Here is a 16,122-nt window from a genome sequence, read left to right on the forward strand (position 1 = left end):
GATCCTCTCAGTCCTTTTCCATCGTGCATTGCAGGGGGTGCTGGTGACGCCGCGCCGTCTCGACCACCTGGGCGACCTTGGTCTCGGCCACCTCGTAGGTGAAGACGCCGCACACTCCGACGCCATGCTGGTGCACGTGCAGCATGATGCGGGTGGCGTCCTCGCGGCTCTTTCCGAAGAACCGCTCCAGCACATAGACGACGAATTCCATCGGCGTGTAGTCGTCGTTCAGGATCAGCACCCGGTAGAGCGAGGGCCTCTGAAGCTTCGGCTTTGTTTCGGTGATCGTGGCGGCCCCGGGGCCTCCGGCGGGATCACCGACCTTACGAGACGGCGGCATTCGTTGTCCGGTTGGGGGAGTGATGGACAGATAGGAAACTGTCGGACGCTTTGCGAGGTCCGTCCAGTCACACGTTTGAGTGGGCGCCGGCGAAGCCCGTCGCACGACGAAAAAGGCCCCGGCGTCTCCGCCGGGGCCTTCCGTACGCTACGCGGACTTCAGGTCGCCTCAGCGGGCGGCCTGGAACTTCTCGACCGAGGCGGTGACGCGCTCGTTGATCGGCTTGAAGCTGTCCTTGACCGAGGCGGTGAAGACGTCGGTCATGCGGGTGACTTCCGCCAGGTAGGTCTCGGCGGCGGTCTTGGCCCACGAGGTCTGCAGCTCGACGAGCTCCTGCACCGAGCGGGCGGCGGCCAGCGACTGGGCGGCGGCGACGCCGTCTTCCCAGCTCTTCTTGCTGTAGGCCAGGGTCTGGGCCGAGATGGCCTCAGCGCCCTTCTGGGCGGCGGTGGCCGAGGCGACCAGCGCCTCGAGGTTCTTCTTGCCCTCGGCGTTCAGTTCGGCCAGGCCGGCGACGGACTTGTCGACGCCCTCGCGGAACGCCTGGGCGCCCGCGGCCTGGATCTTCTCGGCCTGGGCCTGGACCTTGTCGGTCGCGGCCTTGGCGGTTTCGGCGGTCTTCTTCACGGTTTCGGCGCTGTCGGCCATGGAAGTCTCTCCTGAACCTGTCGCGGCTTGGCCGCTGTGATTGTATTCCGCTGCGGAAGCTTCCGCGGCGACAAGCGGCATATGGTGCAAGTGCGAAGAAAGGTCAAGGGGGCATTGTGCAGTGCACAATCGCCTGCCGCGGGCGAAGGCTTCACAAATCCGTTGACGCCCTGTTTACCCTCATGAAACCCCGGAGGGGCATGGTAGCGTCCGATCAGCGTCGCGCCGGGGGGCCGCCGTCGCGCCACAGTAACGAGGCCTGTGCTTTGCCGATGATCGCACTGATCCGCCGCGGATTCCTGACCGTCCTGCTGGTCGCCTCCCTGGCGATGGTCCCCTCCTCCCCGCCGCTGGTCGCCCAGTCGTCGGACAACCTGCGCTATGCGGCCATCGTGGTCGACGCCGAGACCGGCGAGGTACTGTTCGCCCGCCACGCCGACAGCCGCCGCTATCCCGCCTCCATCACCAAGGTGATGACCCTCTACCTGACCTTCGAGGCGCTGTCGGAGGGCCGGGTGAAGCTGGACGACGTGATCACCGTCTCGGCCCGCGCCGCCAGCCAGCCCCCGTCGAAGCTCGGCCTGGCCGCCGGTCAGACCATCACCCTCGACGACGCCATGAAGGCCACGGCGGTGCGCAGCGCCAACGACATGGCCATGGCCATCGCCGAGCACGTCGGCGGCTCCGAGGCCCGCTTCGCCGCCCAGATGACCCTCAAGGCGCGCCAGCTGGGCATGACCCAGACCCGCTACGTCAACCCCAACGGCCTGCCCGACGCCCGCCAGCTGACCAGCGCCCGCGACCTCGCCATCCTCGCCCGGGCCGTGATGCGCGACTACCCGCAGTACTACCGCTATTTCGGCCTCCACGACTGGGTCTACCAGGGCCGCGAGTACCGCAACACCAACGGCCTGCTGCGCACCGGCGCCGGCTACGACGGCATGAAGACCGGCTACACCAACGCCTCGGGCTACAACCTCGCGGCCTCGGCGGTCCGCGACGGCAAGCGGCTGATCACCATCGTGCTCGGCGGCCGCACCACCGCCAGCCGCAACGCCCACGTGGCCGAGCTGATGAACACCGGCTTCGAGGTCGAGCGCGCCCGCGCCAATGGCCAGCTGATCCGCGTCGCCCAGACCTATTTCGAGGAGCGGGGCTTCGGGATCGGCTCCGACAACGGCGGGCCGGTTCAGTACGCCTCGCTCGAGCGTGACGAGGACGAGGGCTCCGCCCCGGTGACCTACGCCTCCCTGCCCGCCGCGCCCGCCACGCCGGCCCCGGCGCCGGCCGAGAGCCGCACCGTCGCCGCCCTGCTGCGCGCCGACGCGTCCGGCTCCGACATGACCGCCGCCCTCAACGGCGCGCCGGCCGGCGGCCGCCCCGCCCGCACCCCGCCGCGCGAGACCGGCGGCGGCTGGATGGTGCAGGTCGGCGCCTTCCGCGACGAGGCGGCGGCCCGCGACTGGCTGACCGAGGTCAACCGCCGCTTCCGCAGCCAGTTCGCCAACGCCGGGCGCTCGGTCCAGAACGCCTCCGGCTGGTATCGCTCGCGCTTCACCGGCATGACCGAGGCCGCCGCCCAGTCCGCCTGCGCCGCCCTGGCCGAGCGCCGCGTCACCTGCATGGTCGTGCGCCCGGAGTAATCCGCCGCCTCAGTGCGGGAACCAGGGCGCGCCGGCCTGCGAAATCCGGTCCCCGGGAAAGGCCGCGGTCATCTCCCGCGCGATGAACGCCGTCGCCAGATCCAGGCTTTGCAGGCTGGTCGCGCCGAACACCTGCGTCTCTCCGTTCAGGAGTCCTCGCCACGTCACCCGGCACGCCCAGGCGGGCATTTCCGGCGCCAGCTGCGGCTGATGCAGTTCGAACTGCACCCCGCCCCTGCCTTCGATGTCGAAATCAAGAACGAGCACCGCGCACCCATGAGTTTCCGCCGCGACACGCCCCTGCTTCCGGCGTGTACGCGGACGGTGAGCAAGGGAACCCGCCCCGGACAGGAGCACAAGCCGGATTGCGGAGCGTCCCCTTTTCCCCTATACGCCCCCGCTTTCCAGGGCTTCGGTCCCGGCGCGGAACGCCAAAGGGTGCGGACAACCGGTCCGGCCGCCGCTTCGGGAACCATCGTGGAACGGACTGCCCGGTCCGCCCGCGCCGACGCCCCCCACGGGAGACCACCGCATGGCTCTTTACGAGCACACGGTCATGACGCGCCAGGATATCTCGGCGCAGCAGGCCGAAGCGCTGAACGACACCATCAAGGCTCTGATCGAGGAGAACGGCGGCGCCGTCGCCAAGATCGAGTACTGGGGTCTGCGCAACCTGACCTACCGGGTCAAGAAGAACCGCAAGGCGCACTATTCGCTGCTCGCCATCGACGCCCCGCCGGCCGCCATGGCCGAGGTCGAGCGTCAGCTGTCGATCAACGAGGACGTGCTCCGCTGGCTGACCGTCCGGGTCGAGGAACTGGACCTCGAACTGTCGCCCCTGCTCGCCCGTCGCGAGCGTGAACGTGAACGCGAGCGTGAGCGCGGTCCGCGCGACGACGCCGCCGAAGCCGCCTGAGGAACCGGATCATGACCGACACCACCGCCCCGACCCCGGGCGCGCCGGCCGGCTCCGGCCCGGCCCGCCGTCCGTTCTTCCGCCGCCGCAAGGTGTGCCCGTTCTCCGGCCCGAACGCGCCGAAGATCGACTACAAGGACGTCAAGCTCCTGCAGCGCTACATCTCCGAGCGCGGCAAGATCGTCCCGTCGCGCATCACCGCCGTCTCCCAGAAGAAGCAGCGCGAACTGGCCAAGGCCATCAAGCGCGCCCGCTACCTGGCCCTCCTGCCCTACGTGGTGAAGTAAGATGAAGGTCGTTCTGCTCGAACGCGTCGAGAACCTCGGCGCCATCGGCGACGTCGTCACTGTCAAGGACGGCTTCGCCCGCAACTTCCTTCTGCCGCGCGACAAGGCCCGCCGGGCCACCGCCGCCAACCTCAAGGCCTTCGAAGTCGAACGCGCCGCCATCGAGCAGCGCAACGAGAAGAACAAGGCCGAGGCCCAGAAGGTCGCCGACAAGATCGACGGCGAGACCTATGTGCTGATCCGCCAGGCCGGCGAAACCGGCCAGCTGTACGGCTCGGTCGCGGCCCGCGACGTCGCCGAGGCCATCCAGGCCGAAGGCGGCAGGATCGAGAAGTCGCAGGTCATCCTGCACATCCCGATCAAGACCCTGGGCGTCCACGAGGTGCTGGTCCGCCTGCACGCCGAGGTCCGCGCCACGGTCAAGGTCAACGTCGCCCGCTCGGCCGACGAGGCCGAGCGTCAGGCCAAGGGCGAGGACGTCATCCGGTCGCAGTTCGACGACGAGCGCCAGGCGGCCGAACAGGCCGCCCAGGACCTCATCGCCGGCGGCGCCGGCCAGCAGGAGAACCTGGGTCAGGAAGCCTGATCCCGGCGACATCGCTGAAGTCCGTGAAGGGCGCGTCCGCATCGGGCGCGCCCTTTTCGCTGGCCGTCGTTCCGCCTCAATCCCGCGTTCACCTCACGCCGTTCGAGGGGAATGATCCATGAAGACGCTCGCCCTGGCCGCCGGCCTCGCCGCCTCCCTGTTCGCCACCGCCGCCGAGGCCATGACGGTGCAGGAGTTCCTCACCGCCGCCGCGCGCATTCCGCGCAACCCCACCGCCCTGCTCCGGTCCGACACGCGCCGCCTGATGAACGAGGTGAAGGGGGGCTTCGCCGCCGTCCGCCGCGAGCAGGTCGCCGCCCGCACCGCCGGGCGCACCCCGCCGACCTGCATGCCCGAGCGCGTCTCCCTGTCGCCCGACGACATCCTCGGCCGCTTCAACGCCATCCCCGCCGCCCGCCGCTCGATCAGCGTCGACCAGGCGATCCGCGAATGGATGGTCGAGCGCTATCCCTGCCCGCGCTGACAAGCGTTGCCTTTCCGGCGATCCGGCCCTAACTGGAGCGCCGGAAAAGCCCCATGATCCGGACAGCCATCCTCGCCCTCGTCGCAAACACGGCGCTCGCCGCCGGCGCCGCGCACGCCATGACCGTGCGCGAGTTCCTCGTCATCGCCGAGCGTCTGCCCCGCAACGCCAGCGCGGTGCTGCGGCCGGACGGACGACGGCTGGTCAACGAGGTCTCGGGCGCCGTCAACCGGATCAAGGCCGAACAGGCGGCGGCCCAGCGGGCGGGACGTGTTCCGGCCCATTGCATTCCGGCCCGCGGCACGGGCATCACGCCGCAAGACCTGATGGCGCGCTTCGAGTCTCTGCCGGCGGACCGGCGCGACCAGACCGTGACCGAGGCGATCCGGCGCTGGATGGCCGAGCGTCACCCCTGCCGCAACTGAGCCTTTACTGATCCGTCTGCGGAATTCGCGACTGCCCACAGCGGCCCGCCGTCTGTCCCCCGACAAGCATGCGACCGGCCCTGTCGCAGGGCGCGTGCAGGGATAGAAGATGTCCCCGATGAACGCGCTCGCCCCCCTGCCCTTCCCGTCGCCGACGGATCCCTCGTCGATCCCGTCGCTGCCCCACAACCTGGAGGCCGAACAGGCGCTGCTCGGCTCCCTGATGTTCGACAACGCCGTGTTCGAGCGGCTCAGCGACCGCCTGCGCGGCAGCCATTTCTACGAGCCCTTCCACCAGCGGCTCTACGACGCCATCGAAGACCACATCCGCCAGGGCATGCTGGCCGAGCCCACCATCCTGATGGAGCGGTTCAAGCAGGATCCGGCCTTTCAGGAGTTCGGCGGCCTGCGCTACCTGGCCGACCTCGTCGACCGCGCCCCGCCGGCGGCCAACGCCCCCGACTACGCCCGGGTGGTCTACGACCTCGCCCTGCGCCGCGACCTGATCCGCATCGGCGGCCAGATCATCCGCGAGGCTCCCGCCCCGGAAACCCCGGCCATCGACCAGATCGAACAGGCGGAACAGCAGCTCTACACCCTGGCCGAGACCGGCAAGCCGTCCTCCGGCTTCGTCAGCTTCTCGCACGCCCTCTCGGGCGCCGTGCAGATGGCCGCCGAGGCCTACCAGCGCGACGGCAAGCTGGCGGGTCTCGCGACCCACCTCGACGACCTCGACCAGAAACTGGGCGGCCTGCACCCGTCGGACCTGCTGATCCTCGCCGGCCGTCCGTCGATGGGCAAGACGGCCCTGGCCACCAACATCGCCTTCAACGTCGCCCGCAACTACCGCTGGGAGCCGACGCCCGAGGGCCGCAAGACCGTCTCCGGCGGCGTGGTCGCCTTCTACTCGCTGGAAATGTCGGCCGAGCAGCTGGCCATGCGTATCCTCGCCGACGCCTCGGGCGTCTCCTCCGACAAGCTGCGCAAGGGCGAGATCGACGCCGCGGACTTCGGCCGCATCCGCGACGCCGCGGTCGAGATCGGCGAGAGCCCCCTGTTCATCGACGCCACCGGCGGCCTGTCGATCTCCAAGCTGGCCGCCCGCGCCCGCCGCCTGAAGCGGATGGAGCACGGCCTCGACCTGATCATCGTCGACTACCTGCAGCTGGTCACCACCGGCGAGGGGAACAGCCAGAAGAACCGGGTGCAGGAGGTGTCGGAGATCACCGGCGGCCTCAAGGCCCTGGCCAAGGAGCTGTCGGTGCCGATCATCGCCCTGTCGCAGCTGTCGCGTCAGGTCGAGCAACGCGAGGACAAGCGGCCGCAGCTCTCGGACCTGCGCGAGTCCGGCTCGATCGAGCAGGACGCCGACTGCGTGATGTTCGTCTACCGCGAGAGCTACTATCTCGGCCGCGCCGAGCCGCGCGAGGGCACCGAGGAGCACCTCAAGTGGCAGGAGGACATGGACCGGCTGCGCAACCAGGCCGAGGTCGTCATCGGCAAACAGCGCCACGGCCCGATCGGCATCGTCAAGCTGAGCTTCGACGCCGACACCACCAAGTTCGGCAACCTCGCCCAGGGCCACCGCTACGACGGCTACGGGGACTGACCGTCACCAGCGCCGGGGATAGTCCCCGTAGCGCACCCGTTCACGCCCGTAGCGGCCGTCGCGGTTGTAGCCGCCGAAGCCGTAGCCGCAGGGATCCTCCTCGGCCGACAGCTCGCGCCCCAGCAGGGCGCCGGCCGCCGCGCCGATGGCCGCCCCGGTCGCGCGGTCGTCGTCCCCGGCCACGGCCGCCCCGATCGCTCCGCCCAGCAGAGCTCCGGCCGCCGTGGCCCGTTCGCGGTTCTCCGCATAGTCCCGTTCGCAGGCCGAGGCGTAGCCGTCGGTCGTCGCGCAGCCGGCCGCGCCGGCGAGGCCGCCCGCGGCGGCGAGTATCAGCAGGGTCCGCATCCCGGTGTCTCCTCTTCCTCCGGGACGAACACGGGCCGGGCGGGAGCGTTCCGGCCGGCGTCAACCCTTGACGCTGCCCGCCAGCATGCCGCGGATGTAGTAGCGCTGCAGGGCGAGGAAGAGGACCAGCACCGGCGCGACGGTGATCACCGCGCCGGCCATCATCATCTCGATGTCCTGCACATGCTCCCGCGACAGGGCCGCCAGCGCCACCGGCAGGGTGTAGTTCGACTGGTCGGTGAGAATGATCAGCGGCCAGAGGAAGTCGTTCCAGCTGCCGAGGAAGACGAACAGGGCCAGCGTCACCACGATCGGCTGCAGGCTGGGCAGGACGATGCGGCGGAAGATCTGCCCCTCCGAGGCGCCGTCGACCCGCGCCGCCTCCAGCATCTCGTCCGGTATGGACAGGGCGTACTGGCGGACGAGGAACAGGCCGAAGATCGAGGCCAGCCACGGCACCAGCGCCCCGGCCCAGGTGTTCACCAGCCCCAGGCCCTTCAGCATCAGGAACAGCGGCAGGGTGCCGATCTGGGCCGGCACCACCAGGGCCGCGACCAGCAGCTGGAACAGCCGCTCCCGCCCGCGGAAGCGCAGCTTGGCGAAGGCGTAGCCGGCCGGCACGGTGAACAGCAGGGCGAGGACCGTGGCCAGCGTCGCCAGCGCGAAGCTGTTCCACAGGTAGCGCCCCATGCCCTGGCTCACGAACAGCTCGCGGTAGTGCTCGAGCGTCCACTCCGACGGCAGCAGCGGCGGCGGGAAGTTGGCCGCCTCGCCCGTCGACATGAAGCTGACCGACACCATCCACGCCAGCGGGAACAGCACCACGAGGGCCACGAGGGCCACCGCCAGGTTGAGCAGGAGGACGCGCGGCTTCACTGGTAGGCCCCCACCCGCTTCGCCACCGCCAGCTGCACCAGCGTCACGGCGAGGATGCACAGGAACAGGATGAAGGCCACGGCGCTGGCGGAGCCCAGGTTCCACCATTTGAAGCCCTCCTCGTACATGAAGTAGAGCACCGTCACCGTCGACTGGGCCGGCCCGCCCTGGGTCATCACATAGGGCTCGGCGAACAGCTGGAAGAAGCTGGCCACCGAGATGATCGACACCAGCAGCACCGTCGGCGCGATGGCCGGCAGGGTGACGTGCCGGAACTGCGTCCACGGCCCCGCCCCGTCGATCCGCGCCGCCTCGTACAGGTCGTCCGGCACCGTCTGCAGGACCGCGAGGAAGATCAGCATGTTGTAGCCGAAGATCTTCCACACCACGAACATCAGGATGGCCGGGATCGAGGTCGAGGGATCGCCCAGCCAGTCCACCGCCGGCAGGCCGATCGAGGTGATCGCCCAGTTGATGACCCCGTAGCGGGTGTGCAGCAGGTAGTTCCACAGCACCGCCGTGGCCACCAGGGTGGTGACGAACGGGGCGAAGAAGACCACCCGCCACAGCGGCCGCCACCGCACCGCCCGGGCGTTCAGCGCCACCGCCGCCGCCAGCGAGGCGGCGATCGACAGCGGCACCCCGAACAGGGCGAACAGGCCGGTGTTCTTCATCGCCCCCCAGAACAGGGGGTTGCCGAACAGCCGCTCGTAGTTCTGCAGCCCCACGAAACGCAGGTTCGACAGGTCGGCCAGGGCGTAGATGTCGAAGTCGGTCAGGCTCAGCAGCAGGGCGGCGGCCACGGGGATGCAGAAGAACAGGCCGATGGCCACCAGGGCCGGGGCGAGAAAGCCCCAGGCGGCCCGCTCGCGGGCGCGGAAATCCGCCCCCCGCCCCCGCCGCGGCGGAGCCGGCTCGGCCTCCGCCTTGGCCATGTTCAGACGGACGTCGGTCATGCCCGTCCCCGCTCCATCATCCAGCGCCGCTTCTCGAGCAGACGGTCGGCGCGGCGGTCGATCTCGGCCCCGGCCTGTTCCGGGGTGAACTCCCCGCGCACCATGCGCTCGGCGACGATCTGCATCTCGGTGACGATGCGCTCCCACTCCGGCGCCTTGGGCACCGCCTCGGCGCGGGCCAGCTGGCCCTTGAAGGCGGCGATGTAGGGATCGTTGGCGACGGTCGGCGTCTCCCAGGCGCTGCGCCGGGCCGGCAGGTCGCCGGTGATGGCGTTGAAGCGCGCCTGCACCGCCGGCTCCGACAGGTAGCGGACCAGCTTCCACGCCGCCTCCTGCCGCGGGGAGGAGCGGAACACCACCAGCGACGAGCCCCCGGGAGCCGAGGCGCCCGGCCCCTCCGGCCCCGGCACGCCGGAGGTCATCCACTGCGTCTCCGGGCTCAGGCGGGCGCGGAAGTCGCCGATGGTCCACGGCCCCGAGAAGTAGAAGCTGAACCAGCCGCGGTCGAACTCCGTCCACACGTTCGAGATCTGCGCCGCCGAGGCCACCGGGGCGAGGCCCTCGTCGAACAGGCTCTTGTAGAAGGCCAGGGCGGCGATGAAGGACGGGCTGGAGAAGTTGCCCCGCGTCGCCTCGTCCCGCAGCAGGGGCGCGTCCCCCTGCAGGCCGAAGGTCAGCAGTTGCTCGAACTCGTTGAGCGGCAGCAGCACCGCATAACGATCCGGCCCGACGACCCGCTTCACCGCATGCATCGCCGTCTTCCAGCCGGCCCAGGTCGGCGGCACGGAGTCGTAGCCCGCCTCGGCCAGCAGGTCGGTGCGGTAGAAGATCAGCCGGGTGTCGACGTACCACGGCGTCGCCACCGGCCGCCCGTCGATGCGGTTGGTCTCCAGCACCGCGTCGAACTGGTCGGTCAGCAGGTCGGACGCGAACGCCGGCAAGGGACTGATCGCCCCGATCGCCTCCATCTCCGACACCCAGGTGTTGCCCACCTGGCTGACGTCCGGCAGCGAGTCGCCGGCGTAGGCGGTGAGCAGCTTCTGGTGCGCCGCGGTCCACGGCAGGGCCTGGACCTCGACCCGGACGCCCGGATTGCGCCGCTCGAACTCGGGCAGGATCTGCGGCACATGGGTCGCCTCGTTGCCCATCGCCCAGAAGCGCAGCCGGACCGTCCCGTCATCGCGTCCGCCGCAGCCGGCCAGCCCCGACGCCGCCGCCCCGGCCATCAGGCCGAGCGCCGTCCGCCGGTCGGGCCGGGCGAGGGTCATGCGCGGTCCAGCCAGCCGCCGTCGAACCCGGCCGCCTTCAGCCCGCGCACCAGGTTCGGTTCGCCGCGCATGCGCCGCCAGACGGCGTCCGAGCGGTGGTTCTCGATCTGGATCACGATCGGCCCCTGGTCGATGCCGAGATAGTCGCCGTCGACCCAGCCGGTCCCGGGCACGATCCGCCCGTGCTGAAGCGGGCCCTCCCGCCGGGTCAGGGTCGGGTTGAACGAGTCGAGGAAGCCGTACTCGGTGTAGATCGCCGTCCCGTAGCGGGCCTTCATGGCCCGGAAGCAGGCGGTCACCTCGGCCGGGGCGAAGGGCATGGAGCCCAGCGCCGCCGTCGGCGCCAGGGTGCCGTCGTCGCGCTCGCCCGGCCCGCGGGCGGAATAGCTGAAGAACTGCCGCTCGCGGCCGTCGACGACCTCGCGGAAATCGCCCGGCCCGTCGCAGGCGGTCAGCCCCCAGACGTCCGCCGAATAGCCCGCCCAGCCCATCGGGTTGCGGATCGCGTAGTCCCGCTGCGCCGCCACCGCCCGCACGCTGTTCTGGAAGTAGTCGAAGCCCGGGATCTCCGCCTGCTTGCCGCGCATGAAGGCGTCGCGGATGCCGCGGAAGTCCACGAACATGTGGCTGTACTGGTGCCCGAACAGCGGCGCGAAATGCAGGTGCGCCGGCCCGTATTCGTCGCTCCAGCTGCGGTCGTAGACGCTGCACCACTCGTCCCACACCGCGGCCGGTACCGGGTGGGTCGGGCTGCCCATGGCCAGCAGCAGGACCAGCATGCCCTCGTTGTAGACGTGCCAGTCCGACGGAATGAAGCCGCGCTCCGGATGCCAGCCCATGGTGATCCGGTTCGGCCGCACCACTGTCCAGTCCCACTCGACCCGCTCGTAGATCGCCTGGGCCAGCCGCCGGATCTCGGCCTCGTCGCGATGGTCGCCGTCGAACCACCGGGCGGCGAACAGCATCCCGCCCAGCAGCAGGGCGGTGTCGACCGTGGACAGCTCCGTCCGCCCGAAGCGGTGGCCGGTCTCCATGTCGAGGAAGTGGTAGAAGAAGCCCTTGTACCCTGCGGTCCCGGTCGCCTCCGGCCCCTGCGGCGCATCGTGGAAGAAGCGCAGGGTGATCAGGGTGCGCTCGCGCGCCTCCTCCCGCGTCATCCAGCCCCGCTCCACCCCGACCGGCCAGCACGCCAGGGCGAAGCCGACGGCGGCGATGGAGGCGAACGACCGGCTCGGCCAGCGGTCCGGCGTCAGCCCGTTGTCGCGGTTGGTGGTGCGCACGAACCAGTCGAAGGTCCGGCGTTGCAGCTCGTCGATGTCAGCGGCGACCGGGACGGCGGCGACGGGGCCGCCGGCGAGCGGCGCGGCGCACCCGGCGGCGGCCAGCGCCGCCCCCGCCATCGTGGAGCCCATCAGGAAGTTGCGGCGGTCCATGGCGGTCACCCTACTGCAAACGCGCACCAAGAAAAAAAGCGGCCGCCCCCGCCGAAGCGAGGGCGGCCTTCAGGCTCAGGAGCCGATCACCAGCGGTAGCGCAGACCGACCTGGAAGCTCCGGGTCGGCAGGTACTGCGCCGTCGGATCGCCGAAGGTCGGGTTCAGCGGCGCATCCGGCGTGTTGTTGTTGATCCGGTAGGTCTGGTTGAAGCTGCTGTAGTTCCGGAAGTTGAACACGTTGATCGCGTCGACCGTGAACTCGACCACATCACCGCCGAACACCTCGAACTCCTTGGTCAGACGCAGGTCGACCTGACGATAGGCGAAGGCGTTCGGAATGATGAAGCTGTGCTTCTCCGGATAGAACTCGAACCACATCGGCTTGCCGCCGCTGCCGGGGTTGAAGCCGGTGAACGGCTTGCCCGAGGCCAGGGTGATCAGCGACGACAGGCGGAAGTCCCACGGCAGCGCCATGGTGCCCGACAGCACGACGCGGTGGCGATCGGTGCCCGGCGAGTTGAACCACGGCGTGGCCTCGATCGACGGATAGTCGAAGTCGAAGTTGGACAGGCCCTGGTCGCGGCTGCCGTTCTGGGTCGCTTCCGCAAAGGTGTAGGCGACGTTGAAGCCGTAGCCGTCGTCGGCGGTGAAGGGCTTGTCGATCGTCAGGTAGATCGCCTGGTATTCCCGCTCGCGGTTGTGGTCCGAATAGAAGGCGTTGCGGAACGGGAACTGCTGACCGGTCGTCGGATCGATCAGGCTCGGCAGCGGGACGACCACCGAGTTGGCGTTGTTGACGTTCAGCCGGTACCAGCCGAACTCGTTCTCGGTCTTGGCGTAGGAGAAGGTCAGCGCCGTCTGGATGTCTCCGAACTTCTGCCGGATCCCCAGGTTGAACTGGTCGGTGTGCGGCATTTCGGCGTCGTTGCGGACGAGGAAGACCTCGCCCGTTCCGGTCGTTCCCGCGAGCAGGGCGTCGAGGCCCGCCGTGGTCGCGTAGCTCGGATCCCAGGCGACCGTGTTGGTCTGGCCGCCGTAGGCGCCGCCGGAGGGCGAGAAGTAGATGTTCTTCGTCCGGTTGAACGGCGCGAAGCGCTCCGAGAAGGCGAAGTTGAAGCCGATCCGGTCGTAGTAGCGCCCGGCGCCGCCGAAGAGCACGGTCTGCTCGTCGGCGAAGACGTCGTAGCTGAACCCGATCCGCGGCTGGATCGCGCCCGTGAAGGCGTCGCGCCCGTCTTCCGCGATGTACTGCGACAGATCGACGTCCGAGACATAGTTCGGGTGCGCCTGCAGGGCGGTGATGAAGCGCTGGATGACGTCCGGCGTGGTGTAGTCGTTGTTGACCGCGTTATCCTCGTAGTCCCAGCGGATGCCGAGGTTGAATTCAAGCTGGTCGGTGACCTGCCAGTCGTCCTGGAAGTAGATGCCGAAGACGTTGTTATCCGCATCCGTCGGAGCGACCGGCAGGGCGAACTCCACCCGTGTCGGGATCGCGGAGCTGCCGAGCACCTGCGGCCGCGCGTCAATGTCGTAGGTGAAGATCGGGTTCCGGTTGAACTGCTTCGCGACATAGTACGACTGCATCGAGTACTTCACACCCATCTTGAAGGTGTGACGCCCGTTCCACTCGAAGTCGTTGAACGTCAGGTCGTTCTTGAACGTCCAGCTTTCCTGCTCGATGTCCTGGTTGTTCTGGCCGCCGCCGCGGGTGAAGACCGTCGACTCGATGTTGTTATAGTTGAACTGGAATCCCGGAGTCCCCGTCGCATTGTCGCGGTACACGACATAGCGGGCGCCCGGAAGATCGAAGTTCACCGCCGTGGGATTGTAGGTGTAGCGGAAGTAGTCGACCGAGGCTTCGTTCAGGAAGTTGTTGCCATTGTACTGGTGCCTCAGCACCAGCGACCTGGTGTCGCCGTTCACGGTCACCGCACGCTCGGCCGACGTCGGGCCGTTGCCGAAGTCGCGAATGTCGAACTCGGTCCGGTAGGTCCCGCTCAGCTCCAGCCGCTGCCGGTCGTCGATCTGCCAGCTCAGCTTGCCGAAGAACATGTCCTGCTCGAACGGCGCCGTGAACGTGCCCAGCAGGTCGTCGAACAGGGGCGTGTACTCGGTGCGGTTCAGGAACACGCTCCGGTCACGGGTCTCCTCCTTGCGCTCGTAGGCGAGGAAGTAGTGCAGACGATCCTCGATGATCGGTCCGCCGACCGAGCCGCCGTACTGCAGGCGGTCGAGGCGGGGCTTCGGCTCGCCGCGCCGCTCCGAGAAGACGTTCTGGGCGGTCCAGTCGCCGTCCTGCCACTGCACGAACAGGTCGCCGGTCAGCTCATTGGTGCCCGAGCGGCTGAGCGACGTGATGATCGCCGACGAGGCCTGTTCATACTCGGCCTTGAAGTTCTGGGTCAGGACCCGGAACTCCTGGATCGCGGCCTGGGGGAAGGGGTTGCCGCGGCTGTCGTCCTGGCCGGCGACGCCGCCGTCGATGATGGTGCCCTTCTGGTTCTGGCCGTCGATGAACACATTGATCGCCAGCGACGGCTGGCCGCCCGCCGAGATCGTGCGTTCCGTATCGCCTTCCTGCACCACCACGCCCGGCGCGAGGGCGGCGAAGTTCAGGAAGTTGCGGCTGATCTGCGGCAGGTCGTTGATCTGCTGCTGGCTGACGTTGGTGGCGACCTCCGAGGTGCGCACCTCGAACAGCCGACGACCGGTGACGACGATCTCGCCCAGCTCGGCGGCGTCGGCCGCGGCGGAACCGGTTACATTCGAGGCCACATCGAGATCGAGGGTCGCAGCCTGGCCCAGGGCGATGGTGACGGTGTCCTCGGCGGTCTGGCCGTCGGCCGACGTCGCGGTGATCCGGTAGGTGCCGGGGCGCAGGCCCGACAGGACGTAGCCGCCGTCGGCGGCGATGCGGCCGCGGGTGACGTAGCCGGTGGCCACTTCGGTGGCGACGATCGTGCCGCCGTTCTCCGCCGCAGCGCCTTCGTAGACGGTGCCGCGCAGGGTCGACGTCGAGACCTGCGCCGCGGCGCCGCCGGCGGCGCCGAGCGAGATCGCCACGGCGAGGGCGGAGGCCGCCCCCAGATAGAGCTTGGACTTACGGGTCATTACGGGTTCTCCCCCTCTGGAAGCGAAACGGCGGCCGCCGCGCTGGCGCGGCTTGCCCGGGTCGGGTGGTCGGTCGCCGGATTTGTGGAAGGCCGGACGACCAGTTCGGGTCGGACGACCTCGCAGGCGGCGTCGGCGGTGGCCGCGCCTGCGGATTGGATGAAGCGGACCAGCCGTTCGAGGGCGCTGCGGCCCATCTCGGCGATGTTGATCCGCAGGGTGGTCAGGCCGGGGCGGACGAGGCTGGCCAGCGGCACGTCGTCGAAGCCGGCCACGGCCGTGTCCTCGGGCACGCGCAGACCGGCCTCCTGCAGAGCCAGCATGGCCCCCACGGCCATGTTGTCGTTGGCCGCGAAGACGGCGTCCGGCGGCGGCGTCATCGCCGCCAGCTGCGCGCCGGCCTCGTGGCCCGAGGCCTTGGTGAAGGCGCCGTCGATCACCGTGGTCGGCAGGCCCGCGGCGGCCATGGCCTCCAGATAGCCGGCGAGACGGGCCTCGGCCTCCAGGTTGCCGGCGGGGCCGGCGATGTGGGCGATGCGGCGGCGGCCGGTGGCGATCAGGTGCTCGACCGCGGCCACCGCGCCGCCGTGGTTGTCGACGACGATCGAGGGTCGGCCGGCGTCGGCGCCGCCGTTCATCAGCAGCACCGGCAGGCGCCCGGCCAGGCTGGCCGCCAGGTTGGCGGCGCCGAGATGGGGCGACAGCACGATCAGCCCGTCGACCCGCCCGCGCATCGAGCGGATCGCGGCCGAGGCCTCCTCGGCGTCGTCATGCGACGACGAGACGATCAGATGGTAGCCCAGCGCCCGGGCGGCGACGTCCATGCCGCGGATCAGTTCGGAGAAGTACTCGCCGTAGAGGTCCGGAAGGATCACTCCGACGGTGCTGGTCCGGCTGGTCGACAGGCTGCGCGCCCCCGAGTGCGGCACGTACTGCAGGGCCTCGACGGCCTCCAGCACCCGCTTCCGGGTCGATTCGGTCACCGCGCCGGCGCCCGTCAGGACGCGCGAAACCGACGCGACGGAAACCTCCGCGCGGCGGGCGACATCGCGGATAGTGGCCGGCTTCACGCCAGCTCCCCGGCGGCGCACCAGTGCGTCCAGACGTTTGACAAACGATTCGGCTCCCTGGGGATCCCGGTCCCGGCCTGCTTTCCGCGGGTCCGTCCGTGAAATCCGTGTAACCGATTACAT

General features: G+C 69.5%; 17 protein-coding genes. 7 read left to right on the forward strand and 10 right to left on the reverse strand.

Going from position 1 to position 16,122, the window contains the following annotated elements:
• Positions 1–7 precede the first annotated feature (7 nt).
• Together clpS and phaP are read right to left on the reverse strand one after the other, a co-directional pair.
• A complete protein-coding gene (gene clpS / locus H2038_RS11430) occupies positions 8–340 on the reverse strand; it encodes an ATP-dependent Clp protease adapter ClpS (RefSeq protein WP_292113140.1) in 333 nt (110 codons plus the stop codon).
• Positions 341–508: 168 nt separating this feature from the next.
• Entirely contained in the window at positions 509–988 is a 480-nt protein-coding gene (gene phaP, locus H2038_RS11435) for a phasin family protein (protein WP_292113144.1), read from the reverse strand.
• Between the two features lie 272 nt (positions 989–1,260).
• Between phaP and H2038_RS11440 the strand changes: the two genes are divergently transcribed.
• Positions 1,261–2,631 carry a D-alanyl-D-alanine carboxypeptidase family protein gene (locus H2038_RS11440; RefSeq protein WP_292113147.1) on the forward strand — a complete coding sequence of 457 codons (1,371 nt, stop codon included), beginning with the start codon at positions 1,261–1,263 and terminating at the stop codon, positions 2,629–2,631.
• Between the two features lie 9 nt (positions 2,632–2,640).
• On the opposite strand, the gene H2038_RS11445 is transcribed toward H2038_RS11440, so the two are convergent.
• Positions 2,641–2,859 (reverse strand): hypothetical protein, encoded by a 219-nt coding sequence (locus tag H2038_RS11445; RefSeq protein ID WP_292113150.1) that lies wholly within the window; start codon positions 2,857–2,859, stop codon positions 2,641–2,643.
• 304 nt (positions 2,860–3,163) lie between these two features.
• Here H2038_RS11445 and rpsF point away from each other — a divergent pair, with 304 nt between their 5' ends.
• From rpsF to H2038_RS11475, 6 genes are all read left to right on the forward strand, one after another.
• Complete coding sequence (rpsF, locus tag H2038_RS11450; protein WP_292113153.1) at positions 3,164–3,547, forward strand: 30S ribosomal protein S6; 384 nt, start codon at positions 3,164–3,166, stop codon at positions 3,545–3,547.
• 11 nt (positions 3,548–3,558) lie between these two features.
• Positions 3,559–3,834: a 30S ribosomal protein S18 gene (gene rpsR, locus H2038_RS11455; RefSeq protein ID WP_092311918.1), complete on the forward strand. Its 276-nt coding sequence runs from the start codon at positions 3,559–3,561 to the stop codon at positions 3,832–3,834.
• A gap of 1 nt (position 3,835) precedes the next feature.
• Positions 3,836–4,420: a 50S ribosomal protein L9 gene (gene rplI / locus H2038_RS11460; protein ID WP_292113159.1), complete on the forward strand. Its 585-nt coding sequence runs from the start codon at positions 3,836–3,838 to the stop codon at positions 4,418–4,420.
• A 118-nt stretch (positions 4,421–4,538) separates the two neighbouring features.
• Entirely contained in the window at positions 4,539–4,904 is a 366-nt protein-coding gene (locus H2038_RS11465; protein ID WP_292113161.1) for a hypothetical protein, read from the forward strand.
• Positions 4,905–4,957: 53 nt separating this feature from the next.
• Positions 4,958–5,329, forward strand: coding sequence for a hypothetical protein (locus H2038_RS11470; protein WP_292113163.1), 372 nt, complete (start codon positions 4,958–4,960; stop codon positions 5,327–5,329).
• Between the two features lie 118 nt (positions 5,330–5,447).
• Positions 5,448–6,938, forward strand: coding sequence for a replicative DNA helicase (locus tag H2038_RS11475; protein WP_292113166.1), 1,491 nt, complete (start codon positions 5,448–5,450; stop codon positions 6,936–6,938).
• Between the two features lie 3 nt (positions 6,939–6,941).
• Here H2038_RS11475 and H2038_RS11480 read toward each other — a convergent pair whose 3' ends face one another.
• The 7 genes from H2038_RS11480 to H2038_RS11510 all read right to left on the reverse strand — a co-directional run bounded on the left by H2038_RS11480 (position 6,942) and on the right by H2038_RS11510 (position 16,020).
• Positions 6,942–7,283 (reverse strand): glycine zipper 2TM domain-containing protein, encoded by a 342-nt coding sequence (locus H2038_RS11480; protein ID WP_292113168.1) that lies wholly within the window; start codon positions 7,281–7,283, stop codon positions 6,942–6,944.
• 60 nt (positions 7,284–7,343) lie between these two features.
• Positions 7,344–8,159, reverse strand: a complete 816-nt coding sequence (locus tag H2038_RS11485) for a carbohydrate ABC transporter permease (protein WP_292113170.1) — start codon at positions 8,157–8,159, stop codon at positions 7,344–7,346.
• A complete protein-coding gene (locus tag H2038_RS11490) occupies positions 8,156–9,115 on the reverse strand; it encodes a carbohydrate ABC transporter permease (RefSeq protein ID WP_292113172.1) in 960 nt (319 codons plus the stop codon). The genes H2038_RS11485 and H2038_RS11490 overlap by 4 nt, the downstream gene beginning before the upstream one ends.
• Positions 9,112–10,383, reverse strand: a complete 1,272-nt coding sequence (locus tag H2038_RS11495) for a sugar ABC transporter substrate-binding protein (RefSeq protein ID WP_292113175.1) — start codon at positions 10,381–10,383, stop codon at positions 9,112–9,114. Before H2038_RS11495 ends, H2038_RS11490 begins: the two co-directional genes overlap by 4 nt.
• On the reverse strand, positions 10,380–11,816 hold the full coding sequence (locus H2038_RS11500; protein ID WP_292113178.1) for a glucoamylase family protein: 1,437 nt from the start codon (positions 11,814–11,816) through the stop codon (positions 10,380–10,382). The genes H2038_RS11495 and H2038_RS11500 overlap by 4 nt, the downstream gene beginning before the upstream one ends.
• A gap of 86 nt (positions 11,817–11,902) precedes the next feature.
• Positions 11,903–14,929: a TonB-dependent receptor gene (locus H2038_RS11505; protein ID WP_292113181.1), complete on the reverse strand. Its 3,027-nt coding sequence runs from the start codon at positions 14,927–14,929 to the stop codon at positions 11,903–11,905.
• Positions 14,929–16,020: a LacI family DNA-binding transcriptional regulator gene (locus H2038_RS11510; protein WP_366926499.1), complete on the reverse strand. Its 1,092-nt coding sequence runs from the start codon at positions 16,018–16,020 to the stop codon at positions 14,929–14,931. Before H2038_RS11510 ends, H2038_RS11505 begins: the two co-directional genes overlap by 1 nt.
• Between the last annotated feature and the right edge of the window lie 102 nt (positions 16,021–16,122).

Origin of the sequence: Brevundimonas sp. (genome assembly GCF_013912005.1) — a bacterium.
GTDB lineage: Bacteria > Pseudomonadota > Alphaproteobacteria > Caulobacterales > Caulobacteraceae > Brevundimonas.

Bases quoted from the DNA above. Each gene is read 5' to 3' on its own strand.
- clpS (WP_292113140.1), bottom strand. From the start codon at position 340: ATGCCGCCGTCTCGTAAGGTCGGTGATCCCGCCGGAGGCCCCGGGGCC.
- phaP (WP_292113144.1), bottom strand. From the start codon at position 988: ATGGCCGACAGCGCCGAAACCGTGAAGAAGACCGCCGAAACCGCCAAG.
- H2038_RS11440 (WP_292113147.1), top strand. From the start codon at position 1,261: ATGATCGCACTGATCCGCCGCGGATTCCTGACCGTCCTGCTGGTCGCC.
- rpsF (WP_292113153.1), top strand. From the start codon at position 3,164: ATGGCTCTTTACGAGCACACGGTCATGACGCGCCAGGATATCTCGGCG.
- rpsR (WP_092311918.1), top strand. From the start codon at position 3,559: ATGACCGACACCACCGCCCCGACCCCGGGCGCGCCGGCCGGCTCCGGC.
- rplI (WP_292113159.1), top strand. From the start codon at position 3,836: ATGAAGGTCGTTCTGCTCGAACGCGTCGAGAACCTCGGCGCCATCGGC.
- H2038_RS11465 (WP_292113161.1), top strand. From the start codon at position 4,539: ATGAAGACGCTCGCCCTGGCCGCCGGCCTCGCCGCCTCCCTGTTCGCC.
- H2038_RS11470 (WP_292113163.1), top strand. From the start codon at position 4,958: ATGATCCGGACAGCCATCCTCGCCCTCGTCGCAAACACGGCGCTCGCC.
- H2038_RS11475 (WP_292113166.1), top strand. From the start codon at position 5,448: ATGAACGCGCTCGCCCCCCTGCCCTTCCCGTCGCCGACGGATCCCTCG.
- H2038_RS11480 (WP_292113168.1), bottom strand. From the start codon at position 7,283: ATGCGGACCCTGCTGATACTCGCCGCCGCGGGCGGCCTCGCCGGCGCG.
- H2038_RS11490 (WP_292113172.1), bottom strand. From the start codon at position 9,115: ATGACCGACGTCCGTCTGAACATGGCCAAGGCGGAGGCCGAGCCGGCT.
- H2038_RS11495 (WP_292113175.1), bottom strand. From the start codon at position 10,383: ATGACCCTCGCCCGGCCCGACCGGCGGACGGCGCTCGGCCTGATGGCC.
- H2038_RS11500 (WP_292113178.1), bottom strand. From the start codon at position 11,816: ATGGACCGCCGCAACTTCCTGATGGGCTCCACGATGGCGGGGGCGGCG.
- H2038_RS11505 (WP_292113181.1), bottom strand. From the start codon at position 14,929: ATGACCCGTAAGTCCAAGCTCTATCTGGGGGCGGCCTCCGCCCTCGCC.